General features: G+C 70.0%; 19 protein-coding genes. 5 read left to right on the top strand and 14 right to left on the bottom strand.

Annotated elements, in window-relative coordinates; translation table 11 throughout:
• Positions 1 to 214 precede the first annotated feature (214 nt).
• The 7 genes from ACIOGZ_RS41245 to ACIOGZ_RS41275 all read right to left on the bottom strand — a co-directional run bounded on the left by ACIOGZ_RS41245 (position 215) and on the right by ACIOGZ_RS41275 (position 5789).
• A complete protein-coding gene (locus ACIOGZ_RS41245; protein ID WP_400811013.1) occupies positions 215 to 1534 on the bottom strand; it encodes a hypothetical protein in 1320 nt (439 codons plus the stop codon).
• The gene (locus tag ACIOGZ_RS41250) at positions 1531 to 2103 is read right to left on the bottom strand and encodes a hypothetical protein (RefSeq protein WP_363632939.1); all 573 of its coding nucleotides are present in this window, start codon (positions 2101 to 2103) and stop codon (positions 1531 to 1533) included. Before ACIOGZ_RS41250 ends, ACIOGZ_RS41245 begins: the two co-directional genes overlap by 4 nt.
• Complete coding sequence (locus tag ACIOGZ_RS41255) at positions 2100 to 3359, bottom strand: hypothetical protein (RefSeq protein WP_363632938.1); 1260 nt, start codon at positions 3357 to 3359, stop codon at positions 2100 to 2102. Before ACIOGZ_RS41255 ends, ACIOGZ_RS41250 begins: the two co-directional genes overlap by 4 nt.
• Entirely contained in the window at positions 3356 to 3664 is a 309-nt protein-coding gene (locus tag ACIOGZ_RS41260; protein WP_363632937.1) for a hypothetical protein, read from the bottom strand. The genes ACIOGZ_RS41255 and ACIOGZ_RS41260 overlap by 4 nt, the downstream gene beginning before the upstream one ends.
• Before the next feature lie 56 nt (positions 3665 to 3720).
• Complete coding sequence (locus tag ACIOGZ_RS41265) at positions 3721 to 4500, bottom strand: hypothetical protein (protein WP_363632936.1); 780 nt, start codon at positions 4498 to 4500, stop codon at positions 3721 to 3723.
• Positions 4501 to 4556: 56 nt separating this feature from the next.
• Positions 4557 to 4913: a hypothetical protein gene (locus tag ACIOGZ_RS41270; RefSeq protein WP_363632934.1), complete on the bottom strand. Its 357-nt coding sequence runs from the start codon at positions 4911 to 4913 to the stop codon at positions 4557 to 4559.
• Between the two features lie 729 nt (positions 4914 to 5642).
• Positions 5643 to 5789, bottom strand: coding sequence for a hypothetical protein (locus ACIOGZ_RS41275; protein ID WP_363632932.1), 147 nt, complete (start codon positions 5787 to 5789; stop codon positions 5643 to 5645).
• A gap of 318 nt (positions 5790 to 6107) precedes the next feature.
• Here ACIOGZ_RS41275 and ACIOGZ_RS41280 point away from each other — a divergent pair, with 318 nt between their 5' ends.
• The gene (locus ACIOGZ_RS41280; protein WP_400989778.1) at positions 6108 to 6728 is read left to right on the top strand and encodes a hypothetical protein; all 621 of its coding nucleotides are present in this window, start codon (positions 6108 to 6110) and stop codon (positions 6726 to 6728) included.
• A 205-nt stretch (positions 6729 to 6933) separates the two neighbouring features.
• Positions 6934 to 7602 carry a hypothetical protein gene (locus ACIOGZ_RS41285; protein WP_400989781.1) on the top strand — a complete coding sequence of 223 codons (669 nt, stop codon included), beginning with the start codon at positions 6934 to 6936 and terminating at the stop codon, positions 7600 to 7602.
• Positions 7603 to 7697: 95 nt separating this feature from the next.
• Here the strand turns inward: ACIOGZ_RS41285 and ACIOGZ_RS41290 are convergent, their stop codons facing one another.
• Entirely contained in the window at positions 7698 to 8222 is a 525-nt protein-coding gene (locus ACIOGZ_RS41290; protein ID WP_363632927.1) for a hypothetical protein, read from the bottom strand.
• Between the two features lie 720 nt (positions 8223 to 8942).
• On the opposite strand from ACIOGZ_RS41290, the gene ACIOGZ_RS41295 reads away from it, so the two are divergent.
• Entirely contained in the window at positions 8943 to 9395 is a 453-nt protein-coding gene (locus tag ACIOGZ_RS41295; protein WP_400989784.1) for a hypothetical protein, read from the top strand.
• A 20-nt stretch (positions 9396 to 9415) separates the two neighbouring features.
• Here ACIOGZ_RS41295 and ACIOGZ_RS41300 read toward each other — a convergent pair whose 3' ends face one another.
• Entirely contained in the window at positions 9416 to 9874 is a 459-nt protein-coding gene (locus tag ACIOGZ_RS41300; RefSeq protein ID WP_363632923.1) for a hypothetical protein, read from the bottom strand.
• Positions 9875 to 10220: 346 nt separating this feature from the next.
• Between ACIOGZ_RS41300 and ACIOGZ_RS41305 the strand changes: the two genes are divergently transcribed.
• Complete coding sequence (locus ACIOGZ_RS41305) at positions 10221 to 11066, top strand: MucR family transcriptional regulator (RefSeq protein ID WP_400989788.1); 846 nt, start codon at positions 10221 to 10223, stop codon at positions 11064 to 11066.
• Between the two features lie 332 nt (positions 11067 to 11398).
• On the top strand, positions 11399 to 11923 hold the full coding sequence (locus ACIOGZ_RS41310; RefSeq protein WP_363632920.1) for a transposase: 525 nt from the start codon (positions 11399 to 11401) through the stop codon (positions 11921 to 11923).
• 66 nt (positions 11924 to 11989) lie between these two features.
• Here ACIOGZ_RS41310 and ACIOGZ_RS41315 read toward each other — a convergent pair whose 3' ends face one another.
• The 5 genes from ACIOGZ_RS41315 to ACIOGZ_RS41335 all read right to left on the bottom strand — a co-directional run bounded on the left by ACIOGZ_RS41315 (position 11990) and on the right by ACIOGZ_RS41335 (position 15668).
• Positions 11990 to 12565 carry a ferredoxin gene (locus ACIOGZ_RS41315; protein ID WP_363632918.1) on the bottom strand — a complete coding sequence of 192 codons (576 nt, stop codon included), beginning with the start codon at positions 12563 to 12565 and terminating at the stop codon, positions 11990 to 11992.
• A 204-nt stretch (positions 12566 to 12769) separates the two neighbouring features.
• On the bottom strand, positions 12770 to 13258 hold the full coding sequence (locus tag ACIOGZ_RS41320; protein WP_363632917.1) for a hypothetical protein: 489 nt from the start codon (positions 13256 to 13258) through the stop codon (positions 12770 to 12772).
• 89 nt (positions 13259 to 13347) lie between these two features.
• Positions 13348 to 13644, bottom strand: a complete 297-nt coding sequence (locus ACIOGZ_RS41325; protein WP_400989793.1) for a hypothetical protein — start codon at positions 13642 to 13644, stop codon at positions 13348 to 13350.
• Positions 13645 to 13722: 78 nt separating this feature from the next.
• Entirely contained in the window at positions 13723 to 14307 is a 585-nt protein-coding gene (locus ACIOGZ_RS41330) for an NUDIX hydrolase (protein ID WP_363632913.1), read from the bottom strand.
• Positions 14304 to 15668: an NUDIX hydrolase gene (locus tag ACIOGZ_RS41335; protein WP_363632912.1), complete on the bottom strand. Its 1365-nt coding sequence runs from the start codon at positions 15666 to 15668 to the stop codon at positions 14304 to 14306. The genes ACIOGZ_RS41330 and ACIOGZ_RS41335 overlap by 4 nt, the downstream gene beginning before the upstream one ends.
• Between the last annotated feature and the right edge of the window lie 347 nt (positions 15669 to 16015).

Genomic DNA, 16015 nt, shown 5'->3' on the forward strand with positions numbered 1-16015 from the left:
CCTGCGCCCTGCGAGGACGGCTCCGGGGGTTCTCACTCGGAACTCGGGGGAAGGGGTTCGGGTTCGGGCGCTGCCTCGTCCTGGAGATGCGCCTGGACCGAGCCAGCTTCGAGTCATGGGCGAGGACGATCTCATCTGCCAGGTTGGTGATGCGGATGCTCCCGCTGGCGAACTGGACGGCGATGCCGGCGGCGAAGTCGAGGTTCCCGTCCGTTCACGTTTTCTGCCGATCCAGCCGATCCGCGCGGGCGGCGGCCCAGGGGCTCTGCTGCCGGATTCTGATCTTGTGGAAGTACCGCCGCATCGCTGCCGCGTCCTTTTGCCAGTCGGCCACTTTGGCGATCTGGTCCTCGGGAACCCCGGCCTCCTTGAGCACGGTGGCGCCGCCCGCGCGCAGCCCGTGCGCGGTGACCTTGGCCGCGGTAGGCGCGTTGAGCAGTGCGTTGAAGCCGCGCTCTACGCGGGCGGCTTCGTCCAGGCCAGCGAGGCGTCGCTCGGCGGCCTTGGCCAAAGTTTTCGCGTAGCCGTTGATGGCCTCGCCGCTGAGGAAGGACAGCTCGGTCCACTGCTCGTCCGTCAGCTCGTGTGGCTGCCGGGGATCGCATGTCCCGTCCTTGTGCAGAGGGCAGGTCTGCGGGGTGAGGCGCACAGCCAGGCGACCGGCCTTGTCCAGGGCACGGAACGCGGCCTGGGTCTCGGGCTGGCGGATCCGGCGTCCGTACTCCAGCCAGGTGCGCATCCGGCGGACGGGGCACAGCTGCGGGGCGTCGTCGCGGGCGGGCACCCAGCCCTCGTACACCGAGCCGTCCTTGCGGGTTTTGCGGTCGACCAGGCGTACCTCCATGCCGTCCGCGTGGAGGGTGAGGTGGGTGACGACCAGGCGGGCGAGCTCGATCCGGCGGGTCAGCAGGTGGAAGCCGAGGGTCAGGATCGCCGCGTCCCGAAGGTCGGCCGGTCGGCCGCGTTCGTCGCAGACCGCGACCATGACCTCCAGGTCGGCTTCCAGGACGGCCGGGGACTGCTTCTCGGTGTGGGTCTTCGACCACTGTGTGCGGAACGCCGCGATCAACTCGCGAACCTGCAGAGTGCCCGGCCGGGTGTGACCCGGGGTCTCCCTCTCCTGCCAGGTGACGACCGCGCTGCTGTAGACCTGGACCGTGTTCGGGTCGTAGGTGCCGCTCTTGATCATCCAACCGACGTACTCGATCAACGTGGCGGTCGTGCAAGGCAGTGCGACCCGGTTCCGCTGTGCGCACCACCGCTGGAACAGGCTGACCTGGTTGTCCTTGTTCCGGGCAGTGTTGCCCCGACAGGCAGCCTTCAGCAGTTCCTCGGTCTCCGGGGAGATCACGAAGTCGGCAAGGCTGTAGTCCGGCGCGAGGGCCTGCGGCAGCGGCTGGCCTGCGACCAGGACGGTGTCGCGGTGGAAGCCGCTGAGGTCCAGGCCCAGGGGCTCGCGCACTGCGGGCAGGGCTTGCTGGTCCTCGTCCAGCAGTTCGGCGTCGATGACCTCGGCGGCAGATGCTTGGTTCAAGGGCACGGAACCTCCTGTGCGAGGGGGCCGGGCTCCCCGAGCGGCGGTGCAGGCGTGTTCGGGAGGGCCAGTGCGCCCGGCGGCAGGCCCGCTTTCAGGACCACGTCGTTGACGTCGGCTTGGAGGTTATCGGGGTCGTAGGTGAGCGCTGCCCAGGTCCGTCGCCGGGCCTGGGCAGCGCGGCGGAAGGCGGCGTGCAGCGGCACGCCGAGGTAGAGGAGAGCGCCGCCATCGGGGATGGTGGTGTCGGCCACGGCGCCCTGAGCCGTCAGACACCAGGCGTGTTCGAAGACCGGAAACATCAGCGGCGCATCCGAGACCAGGACGAATCCCTCGACGTACGTGGCGCCGGTGGCGTCGGCGTACCTGCTGGCCTCCTCGAAGCAGCGGCCGGGCCGCCCGCAGGGCCGGTCACCAGGCCAGGGGGAAGGGTGGTAGATGACGCCGAACTCGGCAACGAGCGCGGCGAAGCTGCGGTAGCGCCAGGTGTCGTTGCCCGAGTGGAGTCGCGCGTACGTGTCCACCCACTGCCGCAGCTTCTGCTCGGCTGCGCCGGCGGTGCCGGTCACGAGTTAGCCCGCTGAGGTCGGTCGGCGGCTGGCTCGGGGGCAACCGGAGAGCGGGTGACTTCCATCCAGACGTTGGCGGGCCTCCAGGTCACGGTGTAGCCGTGATGAGGAGCCTTCTCGACGGCCCACCGGTAGTGCTCCATCACCTCGGGGAGGCCATCCAGGTCATTGCCCATGAGGGTGTACCCCCCGGCGAGGCGGTACCGCACCTCGATCTGGTGCGAGGACTTGACTGATCGCGAACCGTCGCGGCCTCCGCGGGCGCGGAAGACGAAGCCCTCCCGGTCGTCACCACCGATGGCCAGCCCCATCGCGCTGAACAGAAGTTCAGCCTGAATGAGCGTGATCTTCTTCGCGGGACTGCCTGCTGTGGCTGGCTGGACTGCCCCGGCTTCCGGAACAACACGTTCAGTCGCCGGTTCGTTGCGCGGATCGTCCTCCTCCACGGCCTGCATCAGGTCAGCCACCAGGGCGGACGGGTACTTCGGGTGGTCGGCCCACTTCCGGGCCTGCTGGATCAGGTGCCCCAGGTGCTTGCCCGCCAAATCCAGGCGGCCGGCGGTGAGTGCCATGTCCACGGCGCCGTGGGCGTAGGAGGTGGCGCGGAGTATCAGACCGAGGCCGGAGTAGAGGCCTTCGGTGGTGACGTGGACCTGCTCTTGAGCGCAGCGGTTGATGAAGCCGGCCAGCTCGTTCACCTGGTCGCGGACAAGCGCGGCCGACGGCCCGCGCTCTCGGCCGGCGAGCAGCGCGGCCATCTGGACGTTGGTGTCCTTCCGCAGGCGGGCGATGTCGTCCAACTGCCCTGTGTCGGTGGGCCATGCGCGCCGGGCTGCCTGGTCGAGGAGCGCTTCCAGCTGGTGGAGCGCCATCGTCTCGGTGAAGCCGTCTGCCGCAGCGGCTTCGCCGAACAGGGCGGCCTCGCTCAGCATGCTGTCCACCGACCGGGCGGCCAGGTGGGCGGCCGTCGAGTCGACGGCTCCGCCGACCTGGGGGTGCTCGTTCACGCGGGCAGCGATGACCTGGTGCAGGCGGCGGATGCGTTCGTGGTATCCGGCTCGCTCCAGGTCTTCGGCGGAGTCGTGCGAGTGCTGCTCCATGCAGAAGTGCCTTTCTGATCGGTGCTCTCTGGTGCTGGCCGTCAGTCCGTACTGCAGCAGCGGGTACAGGGTCTCGGGGCGTTCGAGGAAGCCGGTGCCGAACCTAGGGTTCGGGCGTAGCGCGCGGGCGGCGGCCTCGTTGTCCGGTGCGCTCATGCGGCGGCCGGGTCGGCGGCGAACGGGTCCGGGACGGGGGTGGCCGCGACCCAGCCGGTGGCGGTCTCGTACTCCATGCCCGAGGTGACGTGCCGGATTCGGGGCGTCACCTCTCCGTCAAACAGCACCCGCAGCCGATGGCCGGCGGTGTCCTCGACCGTGCCTTCGCGGCCGTCGTGCCGGACCCGGCCGCCGAGTGTGACGCGGATGCCCAGGCGGCGCTCCAGCCGGTAGTAAGTCGCGATGTGCTCCAGGTCGGCGGCCTGTCGGCGCCGGGTCTGGTCCTCGGGGTCGTCGTACGTCATGCCGGTCTCCTTGACGGGGCGTGAGGTGGAGCGGGGGAGCCGCGAGCGGGTGGTGCTCACTCGGCGGCGGAGTCGGCGTGCGGGGTGATGGTGTCGACCACCTCGCGCAGCAGTTCACGGATGGCCTTCTCCCGGCGAGCCCACTCCTTGCGGAGTTTCTCCGGGTCCGGGGTGGTCACCAGGTTGGGCTGTCGCAGCAACAGGTCGACGGCATTCATCGATTCCCGGGTCCGGTCGAAGACCTCCAGCAGCTCCTGGTAGCGGGCGACGGCGGCGGCCTCGGTCCGGCAGCGCCGGTCGGTGCAGGTGGTCTCGGCGTGGACGGTGAGGAAGCCGGTGTCGTCGGAGGTGATGGTGAGCGGCAGGCCGGTGCCCGGGACCTCGCGTCGGCACGGGTGCTGCTCGGCCAGCTCCTCGCGGGCCTCCTTGTGCAGGCCGGGGTAGCCGCCGACCTGGGCGAGCAGGTCCGCGGTGATGCCGCGCTCGTAGACGTGTACCACCGAGGCCGGGAGCTGCGGGCCGGGTGTACCGCTCACGGCGGCCGGCTCGGTGGTGCGGCGGACCCCGGGGTAGGCCGGGTGGTCGCGCCAGCGCTGCGCGAGGTCGACCAGTTCGGTGCCGCCTTCGACGCGGCCGAGCAGGGAGGTCGGGGTCGTGCCGTCGGCGTGGTCGGCGATCTCGGCGACCCGCTTCAGCCGGCGCTGCAGGGCGCGGCGGGTGGAGTGGTGCAGGCCGTCCTTGGCGAGTTCCTCGTGCAGGCGGGAGCGGACGAAGCCGACCCAGTCGTGGTGTCGGCCGCCGGGGTCCTGAGGCGGGTGGAGCGGTTCGCTCTGCACGGTCGGGTGGCTTCCTTCATGGGGTCAACTGTGGTGCGCATGGCTGGTGTTGGCGGTCAGTCTGTCATGTCGTCGGCTCGGCGTTGGGCCTGCTGCAGGTGGCGCAGTGCGGTGTCCGGGTCGGTGGTGGCGAGGTGTTCATGCCACGGGGTGTCGGGGTGGTCGTCGTGGCCGTACCAGAGCAGCGACATCTCCCGCAGCAGCCGCAGGGCATGGATCTGCTGGGGCGAGCCGACGAACCAGGCATCGGCGACGATCCGGCTGATCGCGATGGACTGCCGGGCGAAGGCCGCGCGGGTCTGCTCGGTCACCGCCGGGTCGGCGGCCCGCTCGGCGAGCCGGACCCGGACGAAGTCGGCGAAGTCGTCCACGGCGCGCTCCAGTGGCGTTCCGGCGGTGCTCGACGTCGTCACGGTGCCTCTCCTGCCGAAAACGGGGCCTGTGGGGGAAAGCCTCTCACAGCGGTTGCCTCGTATATTGGAGATTATACTAGGCTAATGATGTTAGCCATGGACGGAAGGTCAGACGAGGGTGTAGGGGCCGGTCGTCCTAGGAACCGTTCCTAGGATCGGGGGGTCTCTGCCGCCGGATCACCTACCAGCGTTGGTAGGTGATCACATGCGGAGCGTCCGGCCCTGCGGCCGGGGCCGTTAGAATCTTAACGACCCAGGGCCGAGGCCGGCCGGACCGCCACCTCCTCACGTGAGTAGGACCCGGGGGACGCTTTCCCCGGGGAGCGGGCGCGCCGGGAAGGCGTCATCGTCATGGATCCGACGGCGCCTGCCGCAGAATCAGGTCTTTTTCGGGTCGTGGTGGATATAGACTTAGGTCATCGAAAGAAGCCGATGCACCTGTTTTGCTTCCCGAACAACAACTAATCGGCTTTCAAAACCGTTGACAGGGATTAGCTTCGCGAACGTTAGCCGGGTTAGTCGATTAGAAATCAACTGCAGGTCTTCGGGATTGGTTACCGGTTCAGACTTCAAGATAATGAACTTCCGGGGGTCTTTTCCTCCGGAGGCATGGTGAAGCCGCCCGGCATCCTCCCAAGGAAGCAACCGGGCGGCCGCGGACCGCGCACAGCGCGGCGAACCATCACCACACGTGCGGCCCGGGTTGCGCCCCGGGCCGCACGGCCGCACTCAGAGCCGGCGGAGGATCTCCGCCGCCAGCCTGAGCGCTTCGATGACGATCGCACCCACCATCTGCGCGCGGCGTTCCCGCTGGTCGTCCGGCTTCTTCGGGTCCGGCTCGCCGCCGGTGTCCGAGTCCTTCGGCTCTCCAGTCATGGAACGCTGCTCCCTTCCTCGGTGGACGCGCAGGCCGCGTCCGGGCCCCCGGGTCGGAACCCAAGATCATGAGGAAGGGCCGAGGGAATACCCCTCGGAATGGCAGTGCTACGGCTGATTCTATAGTGCCCTGATGGTGCGTCAAAACTCCTTGGTGTAGCCTATGACGCTTCGTGCGCGATCAATCTTCTGACCTGCAATCTTCCTGAATTAGGAAGGGCGGTACCCGCCGGGTGGAAACTCGTCGGCCTCTCCGGTTACGTCCGGGTGTCGGTCCGCTGCGGCATCCTGGAGCCCCGTCACGAGAAGAGCGAGACCATGGACGAGAAGCTGAGGGCGCGCGCGGCCAAGGTGCGCGCGGTCGCCGAGGACAGCCGGGTGCCGGACGGCCTGCGCGAGGCCGCCCGCGACCGGCTCGCCGCCCTTGAGGAGCGGCACGGCCCACTGCCGCGGGAGGTCCCGCCGCCGCGCCAACCCGCCATCGGCAGAAGGGTTCTGGGCGAGAAGGCCGAAGCCACCTGGGACCTGCCCACCGGGGACGTCGCCGCCCTGATCAAGGCCGAGATCAGGGCAGCCCGGCAGCCGGCCCCGCGCGGAGCCGCTCCCGACGCCGTCGCGCGGCACAACCCGATCCGGGACGCACCCAAGGGCACCCGGATCACTGTGCACCACCGGCAGTTCACCGGGAACTGCGCCATCGACGTCACCATCCGCGGCGTCCCGCTGGACTGGGCGGTCGACGGCGTCGAGGAGGTCGGGCCCGGCCGCACCCGGCGGCGGCTGTCCGAGCCGTGCGGGGCGCTGGTCGACGCCGTGACCGCCATCAGCGACGCCTACAACTGGCGCGGCGACAACACCCTCGTGCACGACTTCGTCGACGTCCGCTTCTACTCCCACGTCAACCTCTACACCGCGTGCGGCGAACACCTGGTCACCTGACCACCGGACCCCGCCAACCGGAATGACGGTGCGTCAGGATCCGGTAGGATCCCTTCTGGGTATCGCAGCCCCAGACCGCCGTCCAGCCCGTGGCAGAGACGGCACACCAGGTCGGACTCGCGACGCGGCGAGCGAACACACCCTCCCCCGTCGTGCCGACCAGGCGCCCGGGCCACGGACCGCAGCGCCCCATTGGACGGCCACGATGACCGACCCCCGCCGCGCCCGCAAGGCCGACGTGCGCGCCCGCATGGCCGAGACCGGCGAGAACTACACCCAGGCCAACGCCGCGATCGCCGCGCAACGTGCCAACAGCACCGTCACCGCCCGCGTGATCGCCGACATGGACGCCCGCCACGACCGGTACGAGACGGCCGCACAGACCGCCCGCGACCACAACGTCTCCGCGTACACCACGCTGTGGCACACCTTCGATGTGATCCAGCCGCCCTGCAGCCGCATCGAGGCCTCCCTCGCCATCCCCACCGGCGACGTGGTGGCCTGGACGCACTTCACCGACGGCGGCCGCGAACTCGCCGAGCAGATCGACCGCACGGCCCAGGACAAGGGCCTGCGGCTCGCGGACGCCCGGCTGCTGCGCCGCCTCCACCAGCCCCGCCGCCACGTCAACGGCCCGCTCGTCACCAGCGTCTGGGACCTGCGCGCCGTCCTCGCCGACATCGAGGCCGGCGTGCGAGCCGGCCAGGAGGACCAGGACGAGGCCCGGGAACTCCTCGCCGAGAACTACGCGGCGTCCGTGCGCGAGGCGATGGACAGGTGGATCGCCTTCGCCTGGGTGGGCGAGCGGATCGCCATCCTGGAGCCGCCGAACATCGACCTGACCGGTGTCGACCCGGATCTGGAGGACCTCTAGCCCCCACCCGGCTTCGGGGCCGTTGCTGCTAAGCAGCGGCCCGCTCAGCGGCATCTACGACCCCACCGGGCCGGTCGGCCACGGCCCGGCACCGCCTAGCGGATCTCCAACGGCAGCAGAGCGAAGGTGCCGGAGACGTTGACGGCGGCGGTGATGATCTCGCCGCCATCCCTCGGGTCGGGGTTCACCGTCGTCTCGGAGACCAGGACGATCAACGTCGTCGGCGTGGTGGCGGTGAGCCAGGTCAGCTCGCCGATGCAGGGAAGGCGGGCCAGCGTCTTGCCGGGCCGGGCGATCTCGACATGGCCCGCGGACATCGTCACCTTCCAGCCCCGGTCCATCGCGGTGCGCAGCTGTGCCGGGGTGTGGTCCTGCGGAATGCCGACGTCGACGTGCAGGAAGCCCTCGGTGGAGAGCATGATCGGGATGGGGTTGTAGCTGCCCTTCTCGTCCGTCAGCTCGGCGTGGAACATGGGGTCGAGCAGTAGGGCCGGGGAGTGGGTGCCGAAGGCGCGGCTGCTGAAGGTGGGGTAGATCCGGTAGGGCAGGTTCTCGGGTAGTTCGGTGCCCTCGATGAGGCGCGCGGTATCCGGCACGACGAGCCGGTCTTGATCGGTCATGTGAGCTGAGCGTAGTGGCTCAACTGCCGTTCCGGGGTGCTTTGTTCAGGGATCCGCCCCGGTCGCCCGCGTCCTGCGTGCCCGTGTAGAAGGGGGGCGCCGACCTGGTTCACCCGATCGGGTGAACCAGGTCGGTCCTGTCCTCGGCCCGGCCCCGCCACGGTCCTACGCTGCTGCGCGGCGGGCGGCGGTGGCGGCTGCCGACCGGTTCGCCTCAGAGGGGGGGGGGTGTGTGGGTGGCCGACGTCGAGCGGGCGGTGATCCGCTGCCGGCCGCAGCAGGCCAGGGTGGCCAAGCTGCTCGCCTCCTACGCGGTGTTCCCTCACCAGGCACTCGGCTGGGACGAGGGCTGTAAGACGCGCAGCTCCGGGTTCGTCCTCTGGAACGCCGGTGACCCGCTCAGCGTGCGCTGCCGCTACGTCCACTACGAGGGAACCGAGGTGACCGAAGGGCAGTACCACGACCGGATCCGCCGGATCCTGGACCGCACCGGTCACGAGACCGAGCAGATCGACGCCCCGGCCTGCCGCAACGTCGGGGTCCGGATCACCGGTACCCGGTGGCTCGACGCAGAGGACCATCGGCTCCTCGCGGCGCTGGCCGGTGGCCGCGTGCGCCTGGCCGGTGGCCGCTGGCACGACGACAGCCGGCCCGGCCGTCCGCTCGCCCACACCACCCCGGTCCGGGACTACGTGCTCGGCGGCCTGGTCGAGCGTTCGGGTGCCGGTGTGGTTCGTTGCCGGCCTGGTGGGCTTCGTGGCCGGGGCCGGGGTGGTTGGCGTGACGTGGGGGCTGTCGTCCGGCGGTTCGACCGGCACGGCGTCGACGGCCGGCTCGCCGGGTACCGGGACGTTCGCTCTCACCGGTTCCATGATGCTCAAGAGTGGTGCCAGTTCGGGGACCACCTCATCCGGGTGCGCCGGCCTGCGCGGGTACGACGACATCGCCATGGGCACCTCGGTGACGGTGTACGACGAGAGCGGCAAGGTGTTGGCGACCGGCGCGTTGGGGAGCGGCAGCCCGAAGGGCCTGAACGGCTGCATGTTCCCGGTGGCGGTTCAGGACGTGCCGAAGGGCCCGAAGTTCTACCAGGTCGAGGTCAGTCACCGCGGGAAGACCACGCTGCAGAAGGAAGAGGCGGAGGCGGGCCTGCTCGCGGTCCAGCTCGACTGAGTACGGGCGCTGGCGCCCTGTCAGGTCGGGCTTCGTTCCTGGTGGTCGTGGCGCGCGGCGGTGATCATCAGTGGGCCGAGGTAGCCGACCATCATGTGCATCCCGCCCATCCAGACGATGACGGGCCAGGGGGCGTGGCCGGGGTTGTCCAGGGGGTAGGTCATCGCGCTGAGGGCGACGGCGTAGACGGAGACCAGGGCGACGACGAGCCCGTGGCGGATCCGCAGGCCGAGGCTGTGATGGCGCAGGCGGTTGGTGTAGTCGGCGAGCACCCAGGCCATCGAGGGGAAGGCGAGGGCGGCCGGCCAGCACGCGACGGTGCCGTACTCGGGGCGCAGCGCGGCGGCGAAGTGGGGGACCGAGATGATCCACCAGCCGAGCGAGACGAGGGCGAGCGCGTTTACGGCGATTCGGTAGCCGGTGCTGGGCCTGCTGGCCTGGGCCGGTTCGGCGGGGGCGGCGTGCACAGCGGGCATCATGCCGCGTCTTGTGGTGGATGGGGTGGATCCGCGCTTGGGGGCGGTCAGGTGTCGTTGACGTGGCGGGGCGTCGGGCGTGTAGTGCTTTGGGGCGCGTAGTCGTACTTCGGGGTGCGGGTGTTCGGCGGGTGTGCGGTGGGAGCCGCCCGTCGAACACCGTCCATTGAAGTCCCGCGGCCTTCAAGAACCACCCGAGACCTCAGCCACCCACTCTGCCGGCGGGGCGCGGGCCCCTCGCGTACACGTGGAAACGGCGGTTCGGAAGGCTCGCCGGAGTGGTTGGTGACGGTAGGGCTGTTATCGAAAGTCACCATGGGTGTCGTAGCCGTGCTCTACGGTTCTCACCATGACCGGGAAGCGGATCTGCGACGGCTGCGGACAGCGCCGTGCTGTGGTCACCGGGCTCTGCCTGCGCTGCTACAGACGCAAAGCTGCCGGTAAACCCCTCGTCGACCCGCAGGTCGCCCGCATCGGCCAAATCGACGGCCACGGCCAGTACGGCATCTTCGACGACGACGGCTCCACCGTCCTGTGCCACGAGTGCGGCCGCCGGCTGAAGGGACTCGCCTTCCACGTCAACCGGGCCCACGGCATGTCCGCAGCCCAGTACCGCGAAGCACACGGCCTCGCCCGAGGACTGGCCCTCATCTCGGCCGACCTGCGCGATACCCGGTCCGAGCTCTCTCGCTCCCGCATCGGCACGCCCGCCTGGAACCGCTTCGAAGACGCCAGAGATCCCGCCGCCGCAGCCGCGGCACGCGACCTCTCCAACTTCTCTGCCCAGGTCCGCCTCGGACGCGCACAGCAATCCCGAGCCAACGGCCGCACCGCCCGTCAGGCGAAGGTCCGTACCTGCCCGCACTGCGGCGCCCAATGGTGCCCCCTGCCCGGCGGCTACAACCTCAAGACCTGCCGCTCCAAGGAATGCCAGCACGCCGAGCGATCGGCCAACGCCACAGCCCGCGCACTCAAAGCCGCCACCGAACAACGCCCCCTCACCCCAGACGAAACCCAGAAACTGCGCGACCTCACCGGCCACCAACTCCTCGACCTCGTCCGCACACTCCTCCAGGACGGCATCCAGCAACGCACCCTCGCCCCGGCCATCGGCATCAGCCAAGCCGGCCTCTCCCGCCTCCTCAACGGCCACCACGTCCCCAGCACCGACCAACCCCGCCCTGCACACCCGTAGCTACCTTCCCCACCGTCGCACCGCCGCCTCCCACAGCAGCCCCGCTGCTCACCAGTGGCCGCAGCCGCCGTACACACCACCCCGGCGGCCGATGCCGTCACGGAGTAACCCCGCGCGCCACCCGGGACCGATACCGGCACCGTAGAGGGGCGGCCCGGTCCCGAACCCCCGAGCGGGCCCGGGACCGCACCAGCCCGGAGCCCACGGTGACCTTCTCGGGGCCGCTGCGCACCCCACAGGCCGCCACCGACACTGATAGCCGTCACTGGGTCTCCGGTAGTCGTGGATCCGCAGACTGACGCCCTGCTGGGCTGCCCGCCGGCCGGGGCGCCATGGGTCAGACGATGTTCGGCGGCGTGGACTCCCACGCTGACACCATCCACCTTGCGGTGATCACCGACCGTGGCGGCCACGTCGCCGACGCCGAGGTCCCCACCACCGCCGCCGGCTACACCGCCGTGGTCGCGTTCCTGACCGCCCACGGCACCGTGACCGCCATCGGGGTGGAGGGAACCTCCTCCTATGGCTCCGGCTTCACCCGTGCCGCCCGCCGGACCGGCCAGACAGTGGTGGAGACCGACCGGGTCGAGCGCGGCCGCATCGGCAGGTCCGACCCCATCGAGGCATCGCTGGGGTGGCGGGTGATCGGGGTAGCCGATCTCGAAGTCCTCCACCGGCACCGGGCGATCACCCGCTCGCCAGCTGGGTCCAGTCCTGCGATGTCACCCCCTGATCGCGTGGGCGGTGCGCGCCATCACGCCCCTCGCACTCGCCGGCCTCCGACGCGGCCCCTCACCCACCGGACCCCAGCGGGCCGCCATCGACCGGGACACCTTCTTGTCCGAGAACCGCATTGAGATCGGTGCGGCCCAACCGGACTGTATCTGGTACAGGCTGGGCCAGCCCGCACCGGATCATGAAGATCACAGCGGAAGGCGCGGAGCCCGTGCCAGAGCCAGATCGGGCAGTACGTCGCCCGGTGCGGGAGAGCGATGCTCCTCCAGCCAGTAGAGGTAGACCCGGAGGTCGTTCTCCAGGCTCCCGGAGTTCGTGCCGCCTCCAATGTAGGCCGCGAAGTCGCGGACACCCTCCACGGTGCGCTGTCTGGGCATCCATGCGTCGATGCGTTCCCACGCTTGCGACTGGCCCCTCAGGTACTCGAGGACTCGCCCGCGGTCGCGCCACCACTCCCGGACCAGTTGCGGGGTCCACCGCTGGTCGCCGTCACAGTTGTAGCCACCCCACGGCTCCTCTTCGATGGCGAGGAGCACGTCCTTGACCTCGTCTGCCGTTCGCGGCTGGCGGTAGACGTACTCGCCGAAGCAGTCGTCACCGTAAAGGACATGACGGGGCGCATGGAGCCGCCCGGTCCCGCAGCTGTCCGTCTCGCCGCCGTACACCGGCCCCGGCACGTTAAGCCAGAAGAGGTCCTCCCACCGGCCCGTGTAGCAGGGGTAGGCCTCGAACAGGACTGCCGCCGCATCGAAGTAGAGCGTCATGCGGTCATCGTATGGTCAGTCCATACAGGTCGCGGGCGGTCCACAGGCTGCCCTCGCCCATGACCGCGACGGCAGCGTCCGGTGCGGTGACCCGTCGAGCAGCCGCAGAGCCTCTTCCTGATCCATCCAGTTTCTCTGAACTAACAACCGTGCCTCCGCTGTGTGGTCCGGGAGGGCTGGCAATTGCCCTCCCGGACGAGGTAGTCACAGGACGCGGTGCTCCTTGAGCCAGACGTCGTCGAGGTGGATGAAGGCCCACTTCTCGGCCTCGGCTTCCTCGCGCCCTTCGAGCAGGATCTCGTTGAACTCGGCGACTTCGACGAGGTAGAGGTGGACGTCCTCGTGCCGGATGGTGATCGTTGTTTGGGCGAAGGACGTGGTGCTCTCCGCAGTCCAGTCCAGCGGGAACTCCACGAGCATGATGTGTGTGGTGCGGTCCGGATCGAACGGCTTCCACAGGTCTCGACGGAGCTTATGGGTGCAGCCGGGGATTCGGGAGATCTCGCTCGCTGACGCTGGCACCAGGAGCTTGGCATCGATGAGCCAGCCGCCGTCGACGATGTCGTGGCCCTTGCGCCGTCCGCCGTAGAGGGTGGGCTCGCCGCCCTTCTCGCTGAGCCAGTGGGCAACGACGTGTTCGGCGGCGACGGCCTTGACTGGGCCGAATGCCGACGGCTCTATGTGGATGGTCACTGCTGTCTCCTTGGGCTCTGGCCGTCTGGCCGACGGCGGCCGGAAAGTAGCAGCGCTGGGCTTCGCTTCTGCATGCTGGGATCCGTCGGTTAGCTGGGCCGGGTGGCGATGATCGCCTCGGTGCGTACGAGCTCGTCGAAGGTGCTCTCGGGGCTGAACTCCGCCAGCGCCCGCAGCACCGCGATCGCCTCATCGATCATCCCCTGGTCGGGCTCGACGATGTCGATCCGCGTGAAGGCCCCGTGGACGGCGGCGGGGACCTGCCCGGTGCCGGTGCCCAGGTCGAGCAGCATCGGGTGGGGCGTGCCGCAGACGGTGTCGGTCAGGAGTGTGGCGGCGTCCTCGGGCAGGCCGGGCCGGAAGGCGCGGTAGGCGCTGGCCCCCACCGGGGAAGAGGGACAAGTCCTTGGCTCCGGTTCGGTTCGGGCCGGTCGAGTGAGGCGGAGGGTCCGCCGGTTGGGCGCTCACGCGCGCCCCGCTGCACCCATGGCCTGGGCGGCCATCAGAACCGACACCACGGCCCCGGACAGCAGGAGCCGGCCATCCATCGCCGCGGCCACCGCCTCCTCGAGCGGCCACCACTCCACGGTCATGCCCGTCTCGGTGCTGGTCAGCTCCTGCTCACCGACCGTCAGATCCCGGGCGAGGAACATGTGCAGATAGGCAGTGGACTTGGTCATCAGCGCGATCCGGCCGAGCGGGCTCCACTCGCCGGCCGTGATGCCGGACTCCTCCTTGAGCTCGCGGCGGGCTCCCTGCAGCGGCTCCTCGCCCGGGTCCAGCTTCCCGCCGGGCGGGGTGAGGACCTCGCCGTGGACGTAGGAGCGGTAGCGGACCATGGCGATCCGGCCCTGCTCGTCCATCGCGACCGTCACCGCCCCGTCGACCCGGGCCTGGTGGAACTCGAAGGCCGCTTCGGTGCCGTCGGGCTGGGTCACCGTGTCGCGGTGGATCAGGTAGGAGCCGGTGTCCAGCAAGGTGGTGCTGCCGTGGCGCTTCCACGGCTGGGGAACGGCCGGCTGGCGGGTGACGGTCGGTGCGGCGTTCACGGGTGGGCTCCTTCGGGCCGGCTGCTGGTGAGCAGCGGGAGGTAGTGCTGCAGGTAGGGCGGGACGTGGAGGCCTAGGACTTCGGCCAGGGGGACCATGCGGACGGCCTGGCCCTCGTTGCCGAGCTGGAGGTCCTTCTCGGGGCCGTTCCAGCTGGCGTGCAGGACGCGGGTGAGCGGGAGGCCGTGGTCGGAGTGTGGGTCGGGGAGGGCGCGCAGCCCGGTGATCTCGATCCCGGCCTCCTCGCGAACCTCGCGCACCGCGGCCTCCTCGGCGCTCTCGTCGCCCTCGCGCCAGCCTCCGGGCGGGGTCCAGTAGCCGGGCCAGGGGCCGGGGCCGGTGTCGCGCAGGTGCATCAGCAGCCGGCCGTTCGGATCGGTGACCAGGGCCAGGACGCCCTCGAAGTCGTCGCTGTGCGGGGCGGGGCGCTCCAGGTAGAGCGTGCGTCCGCACCGGTGGGCGCGCAGGACCTGCCGCAGTCGCTGGTAGTGGTCCAGTTCCATGTGGTGGCGCCAGTCGTGGGCCGTCTCGAACCGGAACTCGGTGTGCTCGGCCGGATCGAGCCGGATCCGGGCCTGCTGCTCGGTGGTCAGAGTGCCGCCGTCGAAGACGTGGCCCACCACCGGCACCGGGTAGCCGGCGTCGGCCTGGGTGTGGATCACGGCGACCAGGCGGCGGCGGAGCAGCTGCGGGTTCTCTGCGGCCAGGTCCAGGCCCAGTTCCTCGCGGGCCTCGCGCACCGCGGCGTCGAACGGGGACTCGCCGTGCTCGACCATCCCTCCGGGGAAGTCCCAGACGGCCGGGTCGGTGGCCGAGCGCATCCCGAGGATCCGGCCGGCGGGGTCGGTGACGAGGAAGGAGCCGTAGGTGGCGGGTCGGGCGATGGTGGTGAGGTGGCCGCCGACGGGCCGCCAGCCGGGGGCGGCGAGGTGCTCGGCCAGCCAGGTGATGACCTGGCGCTGCCCGTCGCCGGTGCGCGGCAGGGCCTCGGGCCGGGCCCACTGCTGGCCGTCGTGGTCGTCGGACAGGACCACGACCGTGCCGTCCGCGACGACGGCAGTGAACACGAACTGCCTGACGAGGCGGCCGTTGTGGTTGGTGTAGTCCAGAGTGCGCGCGTACTCCAGCTGCAGGCCCGTGAGGCCGGTCTCCTCGGCGAGTTCGCGCGCCGCGCTGGCCTCGATGTCGTCGTCGCCCTCCCGGCCGCCGCCCGGGTACTCCCAGAGACCGGGCAGGTCGTCGTGGGCTGCCCGCCGGATCAGCAGGACCCGGCCCGAGCGGTCGCGGACCACGACGCCGACCCCGAAGCGTTCGATTCCCTCGCGGCGGGCGGAAGCCGTCAGCACCTCGAAGTCGATCATTCGTAGAGCTCCTCGTCCTGGAAGGTGAGCGCGGCGCGACCCGGCGCCGTCACGTCGCATGACAGCGTCAATGACTATGTTTTACACAGGAGTTGATGCTTCGTTGGGAACGGTGCCCGGGTTGGAGATCCTGCCGCTGTTCGAGTCGTCCGATCAAGCCAGGCGGTTCCCGGCGAGCCCGGGTCGAAGGCGGACTTTTCGATTTCAAGCGCCTTTCGGTCTGCTCTGCCCCGATCGTGTCGGTGCAGCGGGTGAGGCCGGAATCTGTAGTTGGCCCATGGAATCGATAGTTGGCCTAACAGTCCCGCTTGGCTACAGCGGGTGACTGTGACGAAGCACGCTAACTG

It is taken from the genome of Kitasatospora sp. NPDC088160 (genome assembly GCF_044741445.1).
Classification (GTDB): domain Bacteria; phylum Actinomycetota; class Actinomycetes; order Streptomycetales; family Streptomycetaceae; genus Kitasatospora.